12 protein-coding genes are annotated in these 18,128 nt (G+C 67.6%); 6 read left to right on the forward strand and 6 right to left on the reverse strand.

What is annotated here, in order from left to right; all coding sequences use genetic code 11:
* Nucleotides 1–155 precede the first annotated feature (155 nt).
* Nucleotides 156–1,514 carry an FAD-dependent oxidoreductase gene (locus tag ACFZAU_RS10180; RefSeq protein WP_500551774.1) on the forward strand — a complete coding sequence of 453 codons (1,359 nt, stop codon included), beginning with the start codon at nt 156–158 and terminating at the stop codon, nt 1,512–1,514.
* A 66-nt stretch (nt 1,515–1,580) separates the two neighbouring features.
* Nucleotides 1,581–3,077 (forward strand): aldehyde dehydrogenase family protein, encoded by a 1,497-nt coding sequence (locus ACFZAU_RS10185; RefSeq protein ID WP_500551775.1) that lies wholly within the window; start codon nt 1,581–1,583, stop codon nt 3,075–3,077.
* Nucleotides 3,078–3,099: 22 nt separating this feature from the next.
* On the opposite strand, the gene ACFZAU_RS10190 is transcribed toward ACFZAU_RS10185, so the two are convergent.
* Entirely contained in the window at nt 3,100–6,015 is a 2,916-nt protein-coding gene (locus ACFZAU_RS10190) for an AfsR/SARP family transcriptional regulator (protein ID WP_500551776.1), read from the reverse strand.
* 224 nt (nt 6,016–6,239) lie between these two features.
* Here ACFZAU_RS10190 and ACFZAU_RS10195 point away from each other — a divergent pair, with 224 nt between their 5' ends.
* Nucleotides 6,240–7,751: an AMP-binding protein gene (locus ACFZAU_RS10195; RefSeq protein WP_500551777.1), complete on the forward strand. Its 1,512-nt coding sequence runs from the start codon at nt 6,240–6,242 to the stop codon at nt 7,749–7,751.
* Between the two features lie 64 nt (nt 7,752–7,815).
* Here the strand turns inward: ACFZAU_RS10195 and ACFZAU_RS10200 are convergent, their stop codons facing one another.
* The gene (locus ACFZAU_RS10200; RefSeq protein WP_500551778.1) at nt 7,816–9,447 is read right to left on the reverse strand and encodes a penicillin-binding transpeptidase domain-containing protein; all 1,632 of its coding nucleotides are present in this window, start codon (nt 9,445–9,447) and stop codon (nt 7,816–7,818) included.
* Nucleotides 9,448–10,493: 1,046 nt separating this feature from the next.
* Between ACFZAU_RS10200 and ACFZAU_RS10205 the strand changes: the two genes are divergently transcribed.
* Nucleotides 10,494–13,265: a PA14 domain-containing protein gene (locus ACFZAU_RS10205; RefSeq protein ID WP_500551779.1), complete on the forward strand. Its 2,772-nt coding sequence runs from the start codon at nt 10,494–10,496 to the stop codon at nt 13,263–13,265.
* A gap of 773 nt (nt 13,266–14,038) precedes the next feature.
* On the opposite strand, the gene ACFZAU_RS10210 is transcribed toward ACFZAU_RS10205, so the two are convergent.
* Together ACFZAU_RS10210 and ACFZAU_RS10215 are read right to left on the reverse strand one after the other, a co-directional pair.
* Nucleotides 14,039–14,863 (reverse strand): hypothetical protein, encoded by an 825-nt coding sequence (locus ACFZAU_RS10210; protein ID WP_500551780.1) that lies wholly within the window; start codon nt 14,861–14,863, stop codon nt 14,039–14,041.
* Nucleotides 14,864–15,117: 254 nt separating this feature from the next.
* Complete coding sequence (locus ACFZAU_RS10215; RefSeq protein WP_500551781.1) at nt 15,118–15,639, reverse strand: MarR family winged helix-turn-helix transcriptional regulator; 522 nt, start codon at nt 15,637–15,639, stop codon at nt 15,118–15,120.
* 159 nt (nt 15,640–15,798) lie between these two features.
* Between ACFZAU_RS10215 and ACFZAU_RS10220 the strand changes: the two genes are divergently transcribed.
* Entirely contained in the window at nt 15,799–16,374 is a 576-nt protein-coding gene (locus ACFZAU_RS10220; RefSeq protein ID WP_431959002.1) for a TerD family protein, read from the forward strand.
* Between the two features lie 99 nt (nt 16,375–16,473).
* Here the strand turns inward: ACFZAU_RS10220 and ACFZAU_RS10225 are convergent, their stop codons facing one another.
* Complete coding sequence (locus ACFZAU_RS10225; RefSeq protein ID WP_500551782.1) at nt 16,474–17,088, reverse strand: FMN-dependent NADH-azoreductase; 615 nt, start codon at nt 17,086–17,088, stop codon at nt 16,474–16,476.
* Between the two features lie 114 nt (nt 17,089–17,202).
* Here ACFZAU_RS10225 and ACFZAU_RS10230 point away from each other — a divergent pair, with 114 nt between their 5' ends.
* Nucleotides 17,203–17,613: a winged helix-turn-helix transcriptional regulator gene (locus ACFZAU_RS10230; protein WP_500551783.1), complete on the forward strand. Its 411-nt coding sequence runs from the start codon at nt 17,203–17,205 to the stop codon at nt 17,611–17,613.
* A gap of 66 nt (nt 17,614–17,679) precedes the next feature.
* On the opposite strand, the gene ACFZAU_RS10235 is transcribed toward ACFZAU_RS10230, so the two are convergent.
* Entirely contained in the window at nt 17,680–18,117 is a 438-nt protein-coding gene (locus ACFZAU_RS10235) for a MarR family winged helix-turn-helix transcriptional regulator (protein ID WP_500551784.1), read from the reverse strand.
* Nucleotides 18,118–18,128: the final 11 nt, after the last annotated feature.

An 18,128-nucleotide genomic window follows, 5' to 3' on the forward strand; every position in this document is an offset into this window, starting at 1 on the left:
TGGACACTCACGGCACGCTGGGGCCGTCGTGGCTGAAGAGAGGACGGCACTTCTTCAGCACTTGTCCTATTTACGGTCTCGCTGTACGGGTCAGCAGGCACTCGTACAGCTGGTGTCCGACCGACACCAGCCACGTACAGCGAAAGACGGACAGCATGAAAAGCCCATCCGCCACCGCCCAAGGACACACTCGACATGCGATCGTCATAGGCGGCAGCATCGCGGGACTTCTTGCCGCGCGTGCCCTTCACGACACGTTCGACAAGATCACGGTTGTCGATCGGGACACCCTGCCCGACATGCCCGAGCCGCGTCGGGGCGTGCCGCAGAGCCGGCAGTTGCACGGCCTGCTGGCGAGCGGCATGGCGGCCATGGAAGATCTCCTTCCAGGTATCGCGGACGAATTGGTCGGTGAGGGCGCGCCCCGTGGAGACCTGCAGAGGGACGCGCTCTGGTACCTCGACGGACACCTCATGCGGAGAGCGGAATCCGGTCTCATCGGCATCGCCCCGACGCGCCCCTTGCTGGAGTACGTCATTCGCCGGCGTGCAGCGAGGCTGCTCTCCAAGGTCACTGTCGTGGACGCCTGTGAAGTGACCGGCCTGGTCATGGACGCGAGCGGTAAGCGGGTGGCCGGTGTACGCATTCACCGGCCCACTGTGCATTCGGCGGAGTCCGAGATGGCCGCCGACCTCGTCATCGACGCGTCGGGGCGCGGATCTCGCGCGGGCGCGTGGCTGTCGAAGCACGGCTTCTCCAAGGCGCCGGAGTCCAGGATTCGTGTGGACATGGTCTACGTGCACCGCTATTACCGTGCCGAACCGGGCTTGCTGGACCGCACATTGGCCGTGAGTTACACAGCTTCCCCGGGGCAGCCTCGGTCGGCGAACGTGCTGCGGCAGGAGGGAGACCGCTTCTCTCTCGCGCTGACAGGCATGCTGGGCGAGGAACCGCCGACGGATCCCGCAGGGATGCTCGCCTTTGCCGAATCTCTGGGAGCCCCGGAGATCCTGGAGGTCATGAAGTCCGCCGAGCCGCTGAGCGATCCGGTGAAGATGCGCTATCCGCACAGCGTGCGGCGGCACTACGAAAAGTCCAATGGGCACCCCGAGGGGTTCGTCGTCCTCGGTGACGCGTTGTGCAGCTTCAACCCTGTCTATGGGCAGGGCATGAGTGTCGCGGCGATGGAGGCCGTCCTGCTGCGCAGGTTGCTGCGGGAAGGGGACGAGAACCTGGCTCGGCGGTTCCACCGGTCGGTCGCGAAGCTCCTCGACACGCCGTGGGCCCTTTCGGCGGGTGGCGACCTCCGGTTCCCCGAAGTGGAGGGGAAGCGCACCCCTGTCGATGGCGTCATGAACCGATACCTGGACCGCTACCGCCGGGCCGCGACCGTCGATGCGCACCTCGGCCGGGCCCTGCTCGGTGTCATCAATCTGCTCGATCCCCCGACCCGCCTCCTTGCGCCTTCGCTGGTTCTGCGCACTCTCCGCACGAAAACCGGCACTACGCGCTGAGTCGCATTCATTCTCGCTCCTGCACGACGGACACATCTCTCCCAACCACACTGAACTGGAAAAGCCATGTCCATTTCCCACTCCGCCGAGCACCCCGTTGCCGAGCGGCCCTCTCCCGAGTTCCTGCACGACGGTCCCAAGGGGTTGCTGATCGGCGGACGGTGGCTGCCGCCGCAGAACGGTGCGTACTTCGACACCGTCGACCCGTCCACGGAACTAGTCCTCACCAGGGTCGCTGCGGCTGACTGGCTCGACGTCAGCCTGGCGGTCACTGTCGCCCGCCGAGCTCTGGAGGATGCCTCCTGGGCGTCGCTCACGCCCTACGACCGGTCGCGTGTCCTGCTGGACATCGCCGATGTGCTGGAACGCAATGCCGAGGAACTCGCCGTTCTGGAGGCGCTCGACGCGGGAAGTCCGGTCTCACAGAATCTGTGGGCCGTGGCGGGCGCCGTCGAGGCGTTCCGTCACTACGCCGGCTGGCCCACGCGGGCCTATGGAGAGACCGGTCCCACCGACCCGTCCTCGCTCCACTACACCGTGCGCCGACCGGTCGGCGTCTGCGCGGCGATCATTCCCTGGAATGTCCCGATCTTCATGGCGGGCTGGAAACTGGCACCGGCACTGGCCTTCGGCAACACGGTCATCCTCAAGCCTGCGGAAAGCACGCCGCTGACCGCTCTCCGGATCGGGGAACTGCTCCAAGAGACGGATCTTCCCCCCGGAGTGGTGAACATCCTGACCGGCTTCGGAGACGTGACCGGGGATGCCCTGGTCCGGCACCCCGGGGTCGACAAGGTCGCGTTCACCGGATCGGGGGAGGTGGGCCGGCACATCCTGCGGACAGCGGCAGACGACTTCAAGCGCGTCACCCTCGAACTGGGCGGGAAGTCCCCGACCATCGTCTTCGCGGACGCCGACCTGGAGGCCGCAGCTGCCACGGCAGCCTTCGCCTTCTGCTCCAACGCGGGGCAGTCGTGCATCGCCGGGACATGGATCTTCGTGCAGGAGACGGTGCGCGCCGAGTTCACCGAACGTCTGCAGCAGGAACTCTCCGGTTACACGCTGGGCGACCCCTTCGACCCGAGCACGCGTATGGGCCCGCTCAACAACAAGGATCACTTCGACCGCGTTCGCGGCTACCTGGAAGCGGCGGCCTCCGAGGGCAACGTCCGCCTCGGCGGAGAACCTACGGGAGGCACCGGCTACTTCGTGCCCCCCACGCTGGTTGACGAGGTGTCCCCCGATGCGCGCATCACCCGTGAGGAGATCTTCGGACCCGTGGCGACCATCATGTCGTTCGACGGCGAGGAGGATGCCGTACGGCTGGGCAACGACACGGCCTACGGCCTGGCGGCGTCCGTCTGGACCAGGGACCTGTCGACGGCGCACCGCGTCGCCGGCGGACTGAAAGCCGGAACGGTCTGGGTGAACAAGTGGGGCACGTTCGACCTGAGCCTGCCCTTCGGCGGTTTCAAGCAGTCCGGCATAGGCCGTGAACACGGCACCGCCGCTCTCGACATGTACACCGAGACGACCTCCGTCATGGTGAACCTGGGTCGCTGACGGAATCAGGCGAAGCGCGCGGTCAGGGCCCCTCGGCCCGACCGCGCGCTTTTGTGACGGAGGGCATCAGAGAGAAGGGTTCCGTCACCCTGCGATGGGGAATGTCCATTGGCTGGGTCGAGAAACCCGACGCGTCCAGCTTGGTGCGCAGCACACCTGCCCACGTGGGATCCAGGTCGGTCATGATGGCCAGTGACGCATGCCAGTACGTACGCGCGGCCTCGTCCTGTCCCGCTTTGGCACAGATGTCACCGAGACGGCTGAGCGTGCTGCCCTCGTTGTAGGGAGCGCCGCACGACCGGAACAGTGCGACGGCCCTTTGCGCGTGATCCACCGCGGAACGGTACTGGCCCAGGTGCGCATGGGCGAAGGCCAGGGTGTCCAGGCACCGAGCCGCGTTGAGCGGCTCGGTGGTCTCATCGAACCGCTCAAGCGCCAGGTGAGCGCAGGGGATGGCCTCCTCGCCCCTGTCCAGCAGTACCAGGAACCAGGCGACGGCGTACAGACACCGCCCTTCCATGATCGTCTCTCCAAGTGAACGGTACAGGTCGAGAGCCTGCTGGGCCTGGTGCACCGCTTCCTGGTGGCGGTTGCTCTTGGCCATCACCCAGGCCAGGGTGCGGTACGTGTGGGCCAGGTCGAGGGGGAGGTCGAGCCCCGTATAGAGCTCTCGTGCTCGCTCCAGATGGGTGCGCGCCTTCTCGTGCTGGTGCAGTAGCGAGGTGACCCGGCCCAAGCGGCGATGTGCGTGCGCCTGGGCACGGCGGTCCGACACCTCCATTGCCGAGTCGAATGCCGTCTGCTGCACCGCGGCCCACTCGTGGAACAGCCCGGTCAACTCGTAGAAGCCGCCAAGTGCGTGCCCGAGCTGCCAGGCGTATTCGTGCAGGCCCGCATCGGCGGCACGCTGGACCGCGGCAGCCAGGACGTTGCGTTCGGAGGAGAACCAAAGCGCGGCGCTCTCGGTGTCCGGGAAGGTTGTCGGCTCTGAGGTCGTCTCCGGATCGACCACGGCGGCGGCGGCCAGACCAAGGGCCAGGTAGTGATCGAGCGCGCGCTCGAGGACCGCCTGGCGTTCTTCCTCGGGCGTCTCCGTCCCCAGCAGTTCGACGGCGTAAGCCTGGAGGAGGTCGTGGAGGGTGTAGCGACCGGGGACGTGTTCGGTCAGCAGGTGTGTGTGGGTGAGTTCGGCAATCAGCAGGCCGGCTTCGTCGGCCGGCACCCCGGCCAGTGCTGCGGTGGCTGCCAGGGTGATGTCCGGGCCGGGGCGCAGGGCGAGCAGCCGGAAGAGTCGGGCCGCACCAGGTGACAGTCTCCGATAGGACCACGAAAAGACGCTGCGCACGTCGAGTTCTGCATCCGGTCCGGCGAATCCGCTCAAGGGACCGGTCTCCCGCAGGTGCTGGGCGACAGCCGTCATTGTGAAACCACGGTGAGTGGTGAGCCGAGCCGCGACGATGGCCAGAGCCAGCGGCAGCCGGCCGCAGTGCGCGGCGATCTCACGCACTGCCGCCGGTTCGGCGGCCAAACGGTCGGGGCCGAGCCGGTCGGCCAGGAGGGACCATGCGTCCTCCTCGCTGAGCACGTCCAGGTCCACGGAATGGGCCCCCTCGCGGGCCACCAGCCCTAGGAGCCTGTTGCGGCTGGTGACCACCACCAGGCTGTCCGACGCGCCGGGCAGGAGCGGCCTCACCTGTTCCGAGTCCAGCGCGTTGTCGAGCACGACAAGGGCGCGTCGGTCGGCCAGGAGACTGCGATAGAGCGCTGTCAGCCCGTCGAGGTCCTGTGGCATGTGGTGAGGCGTCACGCCCAAGCTGTGCAGGAAGCTCCGCAGGACGGCTTGAGGGCTGAGCGGCGGCTGGGAGGGGTCGAATCCGCGGAGGTTGACATAGAGCTGCCCGTCCGGGAACCGATCGGACACGCGGTGGACCAGATGGAGCGCCAGGGACGTCTTGCCCACCCCCGCCATTCCGCTGATCGCGCCGATGAACAAGGTTCGGCCGGCATCGGCGCCGGCGGCTTCGACCGCCGCGAGGAACCCGGCAACCTCCGTCCGCCTGCCGGTGAAAGGTGCCGGAGCCGAGGGCAGTTGGGCCGGCTGGGCCGGAACAGAGACAACGGTCCGCCGCGTCGGAAGACCGGACAGTACTTGCCGGTGAGCGGCCTGCAACTCTGCCCCAGGATCGACGCCCAACTCGTCCGCCAGGACGGCACGCATCTCCTGGTGGCTTCCCAGGGCCTCCGACTGCCGCCCCGCGGCCGCGAGGCACAACATGAGTCGCGCCCGTAGGGATTCGTCCAACGGATGTTCTCGCACTGCCACCTGTAGGGAAGGGAGGATCACCTCCGGGGTACCGGCGCGCAGCGCTGAATCGGCGGCTGCCATCACCGTGGTGACGTACTCGCGGTGCAGTCCGGTGAACATGGGGTGCTGGGCCGCTTGCGGCGTGATGCCGCGCACGGTGGGAGCCCTCCACAGGGAGAGCGCCTGGCCCCACAGGCCGAGTGCCTCAGAGGAACCTTCCGCCAGACGGGCTCGGTGTACCAGAGAACGGAAATCCTGCAGATCCGAGCACCCGCGTGGTACCCGGAGCCGATAACTTCCCGCGGCCGGCAGCAGCCATTGTCCGGCAGCCCGGCGTTTCAAATCCGGTTCCAGAAGCCGGCGCAATTCACCGATGTGCCGGTGCACGACATTTGCTGCATTCTCGGGGGCCGTTTGCCCCCACAGGACGTCGATGATCTCGGCGAGACTCACCGGGGATCCGTCGCGGAGGAGGAGCGTGGCCAGGATACTCCGTCGTTGAGGGGGGCCAAGTGCGAGATCTTCACCGGCGCGGCGACCCCTGAGTGTGCCGAGCAACGCCCAGCGCACGTGCTCCTGAGGCGAATCCAACGCAACATCGTCCGAACTTCGACTGCTCTCAACTCGCATCATTATAACGACAGTCGAAATGTGTGCCGGTGTGTCATGTTACCGCTACGTCCCGTAAGGAACGGGCGATGTCGTGCTAACTTTCCGCGTCGTTGTGACTTCCGCTCCTGAGGCCGGGCACACTTTTTGAGACCGAGCCATCTGCTCTCCAACACCGAGGACTGAGACCCACGGCTACGCGTCATGTCGCAGAAAGTGGACGAACCGCCGGTGGATTCGTTCTGCGAGTGCTGCGCCGGTACCCACATCGCATCGCGTTCAGCTGGGACGGCGGATCCGTGACTTATGCGGGAGTCGTCGATCAGATCGGCAGGATGCAGGCTGTCTTCGCTGCCTACGGCCTACGGTCCGGACAGTGCGCAGCCCTGCTTTCAGGGAACCGGGCCGAGAGTTGGTGCGCAGCCGTTGCCGCGCAGGCTTTCGGGCTCACCATCACCTGGCTGCATCCCCTGGCATCCCTGGAAGATCATGCCCACCAGTTGAACGACGTCGGTGCGGACGTGCTGGTCGTCGATGCGAAGGGCTTTGCCGACCGCGGAGGTGAACTGGCGGCACGCGCTGAAGGGGCCGCCCTGGTCTTCACCGTCGGCCGCACCGAGTACGGCATCGACCTGATGCGGGAAGTGGAGCACATCGGTGGGCACGAGGCGAGAGATGCGGCCGTCCCGGAGGGCGTCGCGTCCCTGTACTACACCGGTGGCACCACGGGACTTCCCAAGGGGGTGGTGAGCCTGAACTCAGTGCTGGCGGTGCTCACTGCCACGCTGCTCAGCGATTTCGAGCTACCGGAACGGCCCCGGTACCTGGCAGTCGGTCCCATCAGCCATGTTGCGGGCTCGAAGATCGTGCCGACCTTCGCTCGCGGCGGCACGGTGCACCTTCTCGGGGGCTTCTCCCCGGGGGCCGTTCTCGCGGCGATCGAGCGGGAACGGGTCAACGTCGCCCTGCTGGCTCCCACGATGATCTACTCGCTCCTCGATGACGCCGCTCTGCGCACCGCCGACCTGTCGTCCTTGGAACTGCTTTTGTACGGTGCCTCCGCCATCACCCCTGACCGCCTTGCAGAAGGGCTCGATCGCATGGGTGGTGTCTTCGCCCAGTTCTACGGCCAGACGGAGTGCTACCCCATCTCCCTGCTTCGCCGTGCCGATCACGACACGAGCAGACCGGAACTGCTGTCGTCTGCAGGAAGACCCGTTTCGGCATGCGCTGTCGCCATCTTGGATGACGCGGGTGACGAGATGGCCTCCGGTGGCATCGGGGAGATCTGTGTCCGCAGCCCGCTCGTCATGCACGGCTATCACCGTCAGCCAGGACTCACGGAAGAAGCTCTGGCCGACGGATGGCTCCACACCGGGGACATCGGCAGGCTCGACGATCGCGGATACCTCTTCATCGTCGACCGAAAGAAGGACATGATCATCAGGAACGGATCGAACGTCTTTTCGCGCGGTGTCGAGGACGTCCTCTCCGAGCACCCGGCTGTTTCTCACGCGGCGGTGTTCGGCACGCCCGACGCGGCTACGGGCGAGGCGGTCAACGCGGCCGTCGTTCTGCATCGTGGGGCGAACACGGACGCCCAGGCCCTGACGCAGTACGTCCGGGAGCGGAAGGGCGACCTGCAAGCACCCCAGCACGTCCACTTCGTATCGGAGATCCCCACGACCAGCCTCGGCAAAGCCGACAAGCGTGCGCTCCGGGAGTCGCTCAGGACCAGATCGGCGGTCGAACAGCGATGAGCGGCGCACGCGCCGGGTGACCGGGGTCCCCCGGCGCGCAGGCCGTCTGCGGTGGGACTGATGACTACGGTCGTCCAGCGGTCAGAACGGTACGCACCGCCGGACCGGCGGCATCTGCACCGTGCCCACCGCCCTCGACCATGGCGGCGGCCGCGACGCCGCCGGCATAAGCGGTGAACCAGCTGTCCGCAGCGGTACCGACTTCTGCGGTGCCGGTTTTGGCACCTCCGTCGAGGTTCGCCATGACCTGGGCAGCCGTCCCGCGCACAGCGGTGGTGTGCATCAGGTCCTTCAACCGGGCGTCCAAAAGCGGAGACAGAGCGCGGGCGGCGGGCTGCTGGATCACGTCGGTCCTGAGCACCGGCTGATGGAAGACTCCGGCCTGCACGGTCGCGGCGACCGATGCCATTGCGAGCGGGTTCATCTGGATGGAGCCCTGTCCGATCATGGAAGCGGCTTTGTCGACGTCAGTGCCCGGTGCGGGAACCTTGCCGTCGGCGTTGGCCAGGCCGGTGTGCCACTCCTGACCGATGCCGAAGACCTCACGGGCTTCTGCGGTCAGGTCGTCCGCGTCCAGCTTGCCGCGCAGTCCGATGAAGCCGGTGTTGCACGAGGCGGCGAAGTCGTCGCGCAGAGTGGCAGCCGGATTGGAGGTGCCCTCGACGTTGTGGAATTCCTTGCCGTCCACGACGAGGTGAGCAGGACAGGGGGCGGGGGTATCGGGGAAGACCCCGTGTTCCATCAGCGCGGCGGCTGTGATGATCTTCATGGTCGAACCCGGGGCGGTGAGCCCGCTGAAGGCCGCGTTGAAGGGCCGTGAATTGGCGAGGGCCAGGACATGCCCGGTGCTGGGCTCGATGGCGACCAGTGAGGCGACACGCTTCCCGTTCTTGCCCTGGAGCGCGACGGCACGTTCGGCGGCCTTCTGGTAGCGCCGGTCGATGGTGAGCCGTAGCGGGGGTGCAGGCTTTGACGCAGTGAAGGTGTGCACCACGACGGGAGCGTTCTCCCCGGCGGTGCCCCTGATGATCACGCCACGGCCCAAGGTGCCTCGAAAGCGCGGGTCATCGGGCTTCGCAATGCCGGAGGCGAGTGGCTTCAAAGAGGGGTAGGTGGTGATCGGCGTGCCAGTGCTGTCTGTCACCACAGGCGACGCCGGAGGGAGCGCGCCCACCTCCAGGTGGCCGCCCTTCGTGAGGCGGGGATGCAGCACCGAACTGTCCCAGTGGACCGCGATACGGCCGTTGGTCGCCTTGATGACGCTGACGAAACCGGCGTAGGACCACATGTGGTCGCCACGTATCTGCGCTGTGGCGCGGTAACCGACAGGTATGGAAGCGGCCGGCGGCGAGTCCCGGGCTATGACTGTGGGCTTCGCGATCGGTGTGAACCGCAACTTGGATACGGAGAGAACGTCCCTGTACTGCAGCATGCTCCGAAAGGCCGGCATGGGGTCGTCGGTCATCGATGCCGCGTTCTCGATATCGCCCCTGCCCCAGGTTGCGAGGAATGACGCGGCCGCGTGCTCAGCCTCGTCAGATGCGGGCGGCTGGTCAGAAGCCGTGAGCTTGGTGTGCTGGAGGTGATCCCATGGTTCATCGCCGAGATCACTGACGACGCTGTATGCGCCGTACCCCGTCGCACCGAGCGCGAGGCAACAAGCCAGGTAGAAGGTGATCTTGACGGACATCTTCATGTTGCGTGGTCCTAAATTTCAATGTGGTTCGATCTTCGGCTCGGGGTTCGCGTCGACGGGGACGGAACTTGCCGGCGCAGGGCCGTGGCCAAGGCGATGAGCAGGAGACTCTGCCGACTGTTGGCGTACTCGGGCTCAGCGCTCCGCGACGACGCGTACCGCGGCCGGCCCTCCGTTCCAGCGCAGCACGACGTCAAACAGATATCTGTCACCCGTGCGAGGGCTGATGAGCGCTACCGCACCCGTAGGCAGGGGGCGGGAGACGGTCTCATGCCGTTCGCCGGGCTGCGAGCCGCTGACCGCCACGATGGTGAGTGGCACCTGCCCTACGTTCCGCAAGCGCACCGAATGGGTGGGCGGGCAACGGCGCACACTCTCAGCGGATGCACAAGCGAATCGCACGTCTCCGAAACTCGTCAGCCCGCACGAGATTTCCGTTGCATACTCAAGGTCCGATTCACATATTTGCCCGGAACGGATCTGTGGGGCCGCATTGTTGGTTTCGCTCGGGTCAAGTGGAAAGCCATCCATTAATGCGGCAAGGGTCCCTAACGTGGCCGTAGCGAAAAATGCGGCGTAGAGGGCTGAAATTTTCCTCAAGGGCGCTGTGCCTTTCGGCTCCTTCGGCGGGTCGGTGATGGCGGGAACGGGTCTCACCGCCTTCTTGCCCGTCCAGCCTGTCGCGACTGAGTGCCGAATAAGTGCCGCACCGGGCGCAGGGCGCGACGGCGAGCCTCTCGACGTCCTCCACCCTGCCGAAGCCTCGGTCACCCTGCCCGACACCTTGCCGCCGGGCCGCCGTCCCCGGACCCCGGCTTCTCGAGAGTCTCGACCGCACCTCCGCCGGGTCCTCGCTTTTGGTGGAGGGGCTCAGCGGCAGGCGGGTTGTTGTGCGGGAGTCTCTTGAAACAAGGCCAGTGCACCCGAAATTGATTGAACAAAAGGTGAACGGGGTGGTGCATTGAGCGAATCGGCGGGCTGTCACCTGTCGCCCCGCCATGGAAAGCGATGGAAACTGCTTGGCCGTACAACCATAGGCCGCTCTCGTGGATCACATATCCCGTAGGACCGCCTGCGGGGCGGTCATGTGTCCAAAAGGGGACTCAGTGAGTAGTGTCGGTAGATCCCGCCTGGCCACCGGGACCGCGATGGTCGTGGCCTTGACGGGCGGTCTCGTCGCAGGGGCCGCATCGCCGGCGGGGGCAGCGACGTCGTGCGCGACGAACACCTACACCCGGCAGTTCTTCGCGAACACCACATTCTCAGGAAAGGCGAAGCGCACGGACTGCGACAGCGCGATCAGTGAGAACTGGGGCGGCAACTCGCCCGGCGTGTCCGGCGTCGGCAAGGACAACTTCGGAGTGCGCTGGCAGATGACCCGCGACTTCGGCTCCGGTGGCCCCTTCGCGTTCACCGCCTCCGGTCAGGACGGCATCCGCGTCTACCTCGACGGCGTACGCGAGATTGACCTGTGGAAGAACGGCACCACCACGGTCTCCAAGACGGTCAACCTGACGATCCCCAAGGGAACGCACACCCTCCGGATCGACTACGTGAACTGGACGGGCTCCGCCGCCGTCAAGTTCGCCTACACCCCGCGCACCGGGGCCGCAGTGGACCAGGTCGCCCCACTCACGCCGACCGGGCTGTCGATCGCCCGGGACGCCGGCGCCAAGCGGAACGTCCTGCGCTGGTCGGCGAACAAGGAGATGGACGTGGCCGGCTACCGGGTCTACCGCCGCACCCCCGGCCAGACCTCCTTCGGCAACCCCATCGCCACGGTCACCGGTACGATCTTCACCGACACCACCGCCGGCACGACCACCCACCTCTACGAGGTCCGCGCGTTCGACAAGTCGGGCAACACCTCTGCGGGAACAGCGGACGTCTCTGTCACCGGCAACCCGATGTTCCTCCGCCAGTACTTCGCCAACACCGCGCTCACCGGTACCCCGAAGCGCACCGACATCGACAGCGCGATCAGTGAGAACTGGGGCGGCAACTCGCCTGGCGTGTCCGGCGTCGGCAAGGACAACTTCGGAGTGCGCTGGCAGATGACACGCGACTTCGGCTCCGGTGGCCCCTTCGCGTTCACCGCCTCCGGTCAGGACGGCATCCGCGTCTACCTCGACGGTGCACGCGAGATTGACCTGTGGAAGAACGGCACCACCACGGTCTCCAAGACGGTCAACCTGACGATCCCCAAGGGAACGCACGCCCTCCGGATCGACTACGTGAACTGGACGGGCTCCGCCGCCGTCAAGTTCGCCTACACCCCGCACACTCCGCCGACCGTCGACAAAACCGCCCCGCTCGCGCCCGTGGGTGTCAAGGCGACCTTCTCGCCGTCGACCGGCAAGTCGACCATCACGTGGGCGAAGAGCCCGGAGATGGATCTCGCCGGCTACCGCGTTTACCGCACGCGCGGGTACACCGGAACCTGGACCAGGGTCAGCGGCACGAATGCGGTGACGACGACTTCGTACAGTGATACGCCGCCTCCGGGCCCCGACCGGTATGCGTATGCCGTCACCGCCGTTGACAGGGCAGGACACGCATCGGCGATCCCCTCCCCCTCGGCGTGGATCACGTGGGTGGACACCAAGGCCCCGGCCGCCCCCAAGGGGGTGGAGGACAACTGGGACATCGGCCTGACCAAAGAAGTCCAGCTCAACTGGGACAGCAACACCGAACAGGACCTGGCCGGCTATCGCGTCTACCGCTCCACGGAGACTCCGGTGGCACTCACCAGGGACAACCTGGTGAGCGGGGACGCGACGGTCTTGAACTCCCCCTGGTACGAGGAAACCCCGCCGGCGACCGGAGACTGGTACCACTACGTGGTCACAGCCGTCGACAAACTCGGACTGGAATCGCCGCCCTCACGTACCGCCACGTTCCAGACCTGGAACAAAACCGCACCCGTCTTCGTCGCCACGGACCTCAAGGCCACCGACGGCGAGCACGCCGTCACCCTGACCTGGTCCTGGAACCGGGACCTCAAGGACCTCGCTGGATTCCAGGTCTACCGCGACGGAGTGCCGATCGACGTGGCCTCCGGCTACTACGAGGACACCGAGGTCCAGCGCTCGATGACTCACAGCTACCAGGTGCGCGCCTACGACGAAACCGGAAACCTGGGCCGTGTGTCCGCCGCGGTCGTCGTCGCCCACGGCGGCGACTACACGGCCCCCGGCGCGGTGACCGGGCTGAAGGCCACCGCCGTCGAGAATGGCGTCAGCCTCGACTGGGACGACAGCACCGCCGTTGACTTTGATCACTACGAGGTCTTCCGCGGTACGCATTCCGATGGCCAGTGGTCCTACACGGACGTCACGGACGAGCTCTCGTTCGGCCGGATCTGGTCGGACAACCTTCACAGGACCCTGCCTGACGGTGAACAGGTCCGCTACGCGGTCGTCGCGGTCGACAAGGACGGCAACGCGCTGGATGCCTCGTCTGAGGAAGCGGCGGGGGTCGACGTGACCGAACTCGACATGACTCCCACCGTCGGCACCCCGGACGGGGCGCCGTTCTCGTTCCTGGAGACGGAGGACCAGCGATTGGCGCACGTCGAGCTCCGGTGGGGTTACGACCCTGAGCGGGACGAGCACGGCGCCGCGATCGGCTTCCACATCTATCGCTGGGACCGGGCTGCCGGGACGTACACCAGGCTGACCGACACGCTCCTTGCGCCGAACACCTGGTCCTACACGGACGTCACTTCTCCACTTGGCTCCACCCTCTACTACCGGATGACGGCCGTGTACGAGGACGGAACGGAGTCGGTGCCCATCGGCGACTACACCCTGACCTGATTTCTCGGTCCGGAGCTCTGCTGCAGCCCGTACCGCGTGACCGGGCCCGTGGGAAACGATCTCGGTGAGCGTGGGAAACGATCTTCGCTGGCGGAATGAGAACGCCTGATCAGCGCATTTCGTCGGTGCCCCACAGAGCGGGAACGGGTCTTCGACCGTGACGGAAGTCGCAGTCGGAGGCCCGTTTCTCGTGTTGATCAAGATGTCTGCCGGCCTACGGCTCCTCAGCACGCTGCAGCCCCCTCAGTGGCCGTTTGCGGCCAGTGAGAGGGATCTTTCGTACGGCTGATGTTCATCTGTGAGGCGCGTCACTCAAGTGGCGGGTGTCAGGTGGCCCGTTGGTGCTGTCCGCCGAGGGCCCGGCTGTCCGGCCACATCGTGATCTTCGGCCGGTTCGGCATGGCGATCTGGAAGACCAGGAGGACGGTCCTGGCGGTGGGGCCGCGGTTGGGCGGGGATCGCGAGGATTCGTCCGTCTCCGCGAGCGGGCTCTTGGCGAAGCCGTTGAAGCCCTCGATGGCGTTCCGGAGCCGGAAGTAGATCTCCCGCCACGGCTCGTCGGCGGCGGCAGTCCTTGAGGAGTCAGGTCGGGCTGGGCTGTGGGTCGACGAGCGGTAGGTGGACGTCGAGGACCGGCGTGTGGGCTTGGGCGGACACCGGACCTTGCCTGCCTCGGGGTTCCACAGTCGCGAGGCTCGATGGCCGTCGCCGGCCCGGAGGGCTCCCGGAGCACATTCCGGGAGCCCTGCGGCGTCCGTACCGGAGGAGCAGGATCAGGCGACCTTGAATATGACCTGCACGGACAGGCCGACGCGTCCGTACACGTCCACTGTCGCCACTTCGGCCACCCACAGGCCCTTTGCGGGCGGAATGTACGTCAGGGTGGCGTCCGGGGTCCGTTGGTAGCCCGTGTCCGTGCCTCCGATGATGCGCCACTGATACCCGCCGATGACGCGGTCGTCGCCGGCCGGGCGGCTCATCGTGAGCGTGACGGGTTGGCCGATGCCACCGTGGCCGGCACAGTCGTTCGACGTGCACGCGCTGTACGGGGCCTTGAGGGAGACGACCGGAGCCTGCGGTGGCGTGGGGGTCGCCGGGGTGATCCGGTCCACCGTGGCCGCGGGTGAGGGCGCGGAGTCCGCGCCGGCCGAGTCGACCGAGGCGACGTAGTAGTACGCCACTCCCTGGGGTGCGGTGGCGTCCTGGAACCTGTTGGCCCCGATTGCGGCGTCGTTGAGGAGTGTCCAGGCGCCGTTCGGGTCGGTACGCCGGTACACGTGGAAGTGCCACGCGTCGGTGTCGGGGAACGCCCACTCGAGGAAGTTGGCGCTGTCCCGGGGCGTGACGGTGATGGGCTGGGGTGCCGACACCGGGGCCGGGGCGGGGCGGACGCCCTCCACGGATGCGGAGACAGGCGAGATGTTGCCGGCCGCGTCCACGGCGTTGACCCGGTACTCGACGGTCTCGCCCACCGGGGCGGTGCTGTCCAGCCAGGAGGGGCCGTAGACGATCTGCGGGCCCGGGAACTCCTGCTCGCCTGCGGTGCGCGCCCATACTTCGTAGTACGCGGTGTCGTCCGCGTTCGCCGTCCAGCGCACGTTGTTGCCCGCCGTGCTGCCGACGGCCTGGACTCCGACGACCTGGGCGGGCGGGGTTTCGTCGGGGACGCCCGTGTCGGCGACCGCGGACGGTGCGGACGTGTTGCCCGCCGTGTCACCCGCGACGACCCGGTAGTACCAGCGCTTGGTGACGTCGAACGAGGGCGTGTCCTGGTTTCACTTATGCAGAAATTCATCTGCCCGGGCCTCCACGCTCCCTCCCGGTCAACCGGCCAGGACGACTCCGAGGGCGCTCACCAGCCGACGTGGCGGGCGTCGTGCGCGCCGACCGGGGGTTCGCCGCCGGCCTCGGCGAAGGCCTGGAGGGCCTGGACGAGGTGGCGGCGCTGTCCCGGGGGCATGGCGTCGACGATGCGGGCGATCTCGGCCCGGCGGCGCTCCGTGACGTCGTTCACGGTGCGTCGTCCGGTCGCGGTCAGCGAGATGACCGTCGTGCGCCGGTCGGTGGGGGAGGCGTCGCGGGCGACCATGTCGACCGTCACGAGCCGGTCCAGCATGCGCAGCGCCGTGGAGGGCTGCACGCCCAGTTCCGCGGCGAGCTGCGAGAGGTTCAGCGCGCCGTGGGTCTCGAGGACGACCAGCATGCGCAGTTGGGGCAGGGTCAGGGCCTCCTCGACCGCCGCGAGCGAGCGGGCGGAGACGGCGACGAGGAGCCGGGACGCGGTCAGCAGGGCGCTGACCATTTCCTCGGCGGTGCTCCCGGGGCCGTCGGCGCCGGAGGAGGAGTCGGACGAAGCACGGGAGCCGGTGGCCATGGGTCCTTTCTACCGCTACCGCGGCCTCGTGCGGGTCTGTACGGCACTCAGGTGAACGGCCGCGGCGCCGGGAACCCACGCCCGGGACGAGCCGTTGAGCGATTGGGCAAAGGAATCGTCAAGGGGCGCGGCCCGCGCCGGAATGAGCAGGGAGATCCCATGGGTGTCAGCCTTTCCAAGGGCGGCAATGTCTCGCTGACGAAGGAGGCCCCGGGACTGACCGCGGTCACCGTCGGTCTGGGCTGGGACGTCCGCACGACCACCGGCACCGACTTCGACCTCGACGCGAGCGCGCTCCTGGTCAACGCCGAGAGCAAGGTCGTCTCGGACAAGCACTTCGTGTTCTTCAACAACCTGAAGAGCCCGGAGGGCTCGGTTGAGCACACCGGCGACAACCTCACCGGCGAGGGCGAGGGTGACGACGAGCAGGTCAAGGTGAACCTGGCCACCGTGCCGGCCGAGGTCGAGAAGATCGTCTTCCCGGTGTCGATCTACGACGCCGAGAGCCGCCAGCAGTCGTTCGGCCAGGTGCGCAACGCCTTCATCCGCGTGGTGAACCAGGCCGACAACAACGAGCTCGCCCGCTACGACCTGTCCGAGGACGCCTCGACGGAGACGGCGATGGTCTTCGGCGAGCTCTACCGCAACGGCGCCGAGTGGAAGTTCCGCGCCGTCGGCCAGGGTTACGCCTCGGGCCTGCGCGGCATCGCGCAGGACTTCGGCGTGAACCTGTGAGGTAGCCGTACGCCCGGGCGCACGGGCACGTACGACGGGAGGGGCCGCGTGGCGCACGCCACGCGGCCCCTCCGTGCGTGGGGGGCGGCCGGGACGGGGTCAGGCGACCCGCGCGGCCAGCTCCTTGGCCTTGGCGGCGGCCTGCTCGTGGGCCTTGGCGCGGGAGGCGTCGGAGGCCTCGATGAGGCCGGACATGGCCGGGACCGCACGGGCCAGGGTCAGCTCGGGGACGATGAACTCGACGTTCGTGATGCCGAGGCAGCCCTCCAGGACCTTCGCCAGGTAGTTGGTGACGAACTCGAAGTCCTCGCGCGGGGTCCCGGGGCCGTAGCCGCCGCCGCGGCTGGCCACGACGACGACCGGGGTGTCCGCGGCGGAGGGCCGCTCGCCCGCGGTGCGGCCCAGGATGATCACCTGGTCGAGCCAGGCCTTGAGGGTGCTGGGGATCGAGAAGTTGTACATCGGCGCGCTGATCAGCAGGGCGTCGGCGCGCTCGAGCTCGTCGGCCAGTCCGTTCCGCAGCGGGTGCTCGGCGCCGCCCACGTAGTGGGCCGCGTCGAGGTGCGGCACGGGCTCGGCGTTCAGGTCGCGGTAGATCACCTCACCGCCCGGGTGCTGGGCCTCCCACTCCTTGCGGAAGGAGTTCGCCACGTCGCGGGACGCGGAGGTCTCGGAGGGCCAGATGGACGAGTCGAGGTGCAGCAGCGTGGGCATGGGGGTGCCTCCACTTCCATAAAGTTCGCAGTGAAAAATTCGTGCGCAACTAGTGCTACCACAGGACCTTACTTTTCTGCAGTGAGTGATGGCAAGCCGGGTACCCTTGTGGCCATGGGACAGGGGACTGAGCCGGCCGCGCACGACGCGGAGCCGTGCGCCAAGGTCGACGTCGGGTTGACCCGCGTCTTCGGGATCCTCGGCAAGCGCTGGAGCGGCCTGATCGTGGCCGTCCTCACGCATCGTCCGGCGTACTTCGTCGAGCTGCGCCGGGCCATCCCCAAGATCAGCGAACGGATGCTCTCCGACCGGCTCACGGAGCTGGCCGAGGCGGGCATCGTCGTCCGCGAGGTGGACCCCGGGCCCCCGCTGCGGGTGAGCTACCGGCTCACCGAGGCGGGCGAGGCGCTCGGGCCGGCCCTGGGGGAGCTGGGGTCGTGGGCCGAGAAGTACCTCCCCGACGGTGCCGCCGCCTGCACCGAGGCGGCGCAGGCCTGCACGGAGGGCGCTGAGGCCGGGCGCTGAGGCCGGGACGCCGGCCGCTGAGGCCAGGCGCCTGCTGCTGAGCCCCGGACGCCGGCCGCGGGCCGGTCAGTCCCGGCGCTCCGGGGCGTCGTTGTAGCGGGTCAGGTAGGCGGCGAACCGCGCCAGGTCCCCGTCGTCCCAGTCCGCCAGCCTCCCGCGGACGCTGCGCCGGGCCGCCCGGGTCGCCTCCGCCAGGAGTGCCGCGCCCGCCGTGCTCGGCAGCAGCACCTGGACGCGGTGGTCGGCGGGGTCGGGGCGCCGTTCGACGAGGCCGAGCCGTTCCAGGGTGGCGACCTGGCGGCTGACCGTCGACTTGTCGAGCAGGAACGCCTGGGCGAGGTCCGTGGCCCGGCAGTTCCGGCGCTCGCTCATGTGGGCCAGCAGCGTGTACGCGACCAGGGACAGTTGCGGGTGCATCCGGGCGGCCGCCGCGCGGGCGCGGCGGGCGAAGGCGGTCATCTCGCGGTGGATGGTCTCCACCGAGGCGTTTTTCCCGGCCTGCATGCTTGTAGGCT

The sequence above is a fragment of the Streptomyces sp. NPDC008238 genome, assembly GCF_042956445.1.
GTDB lineage: Bacteria > Actinomycetota > Actinomycetes > Streptomycetales > Streptomycetaceae > Actinacidiphila.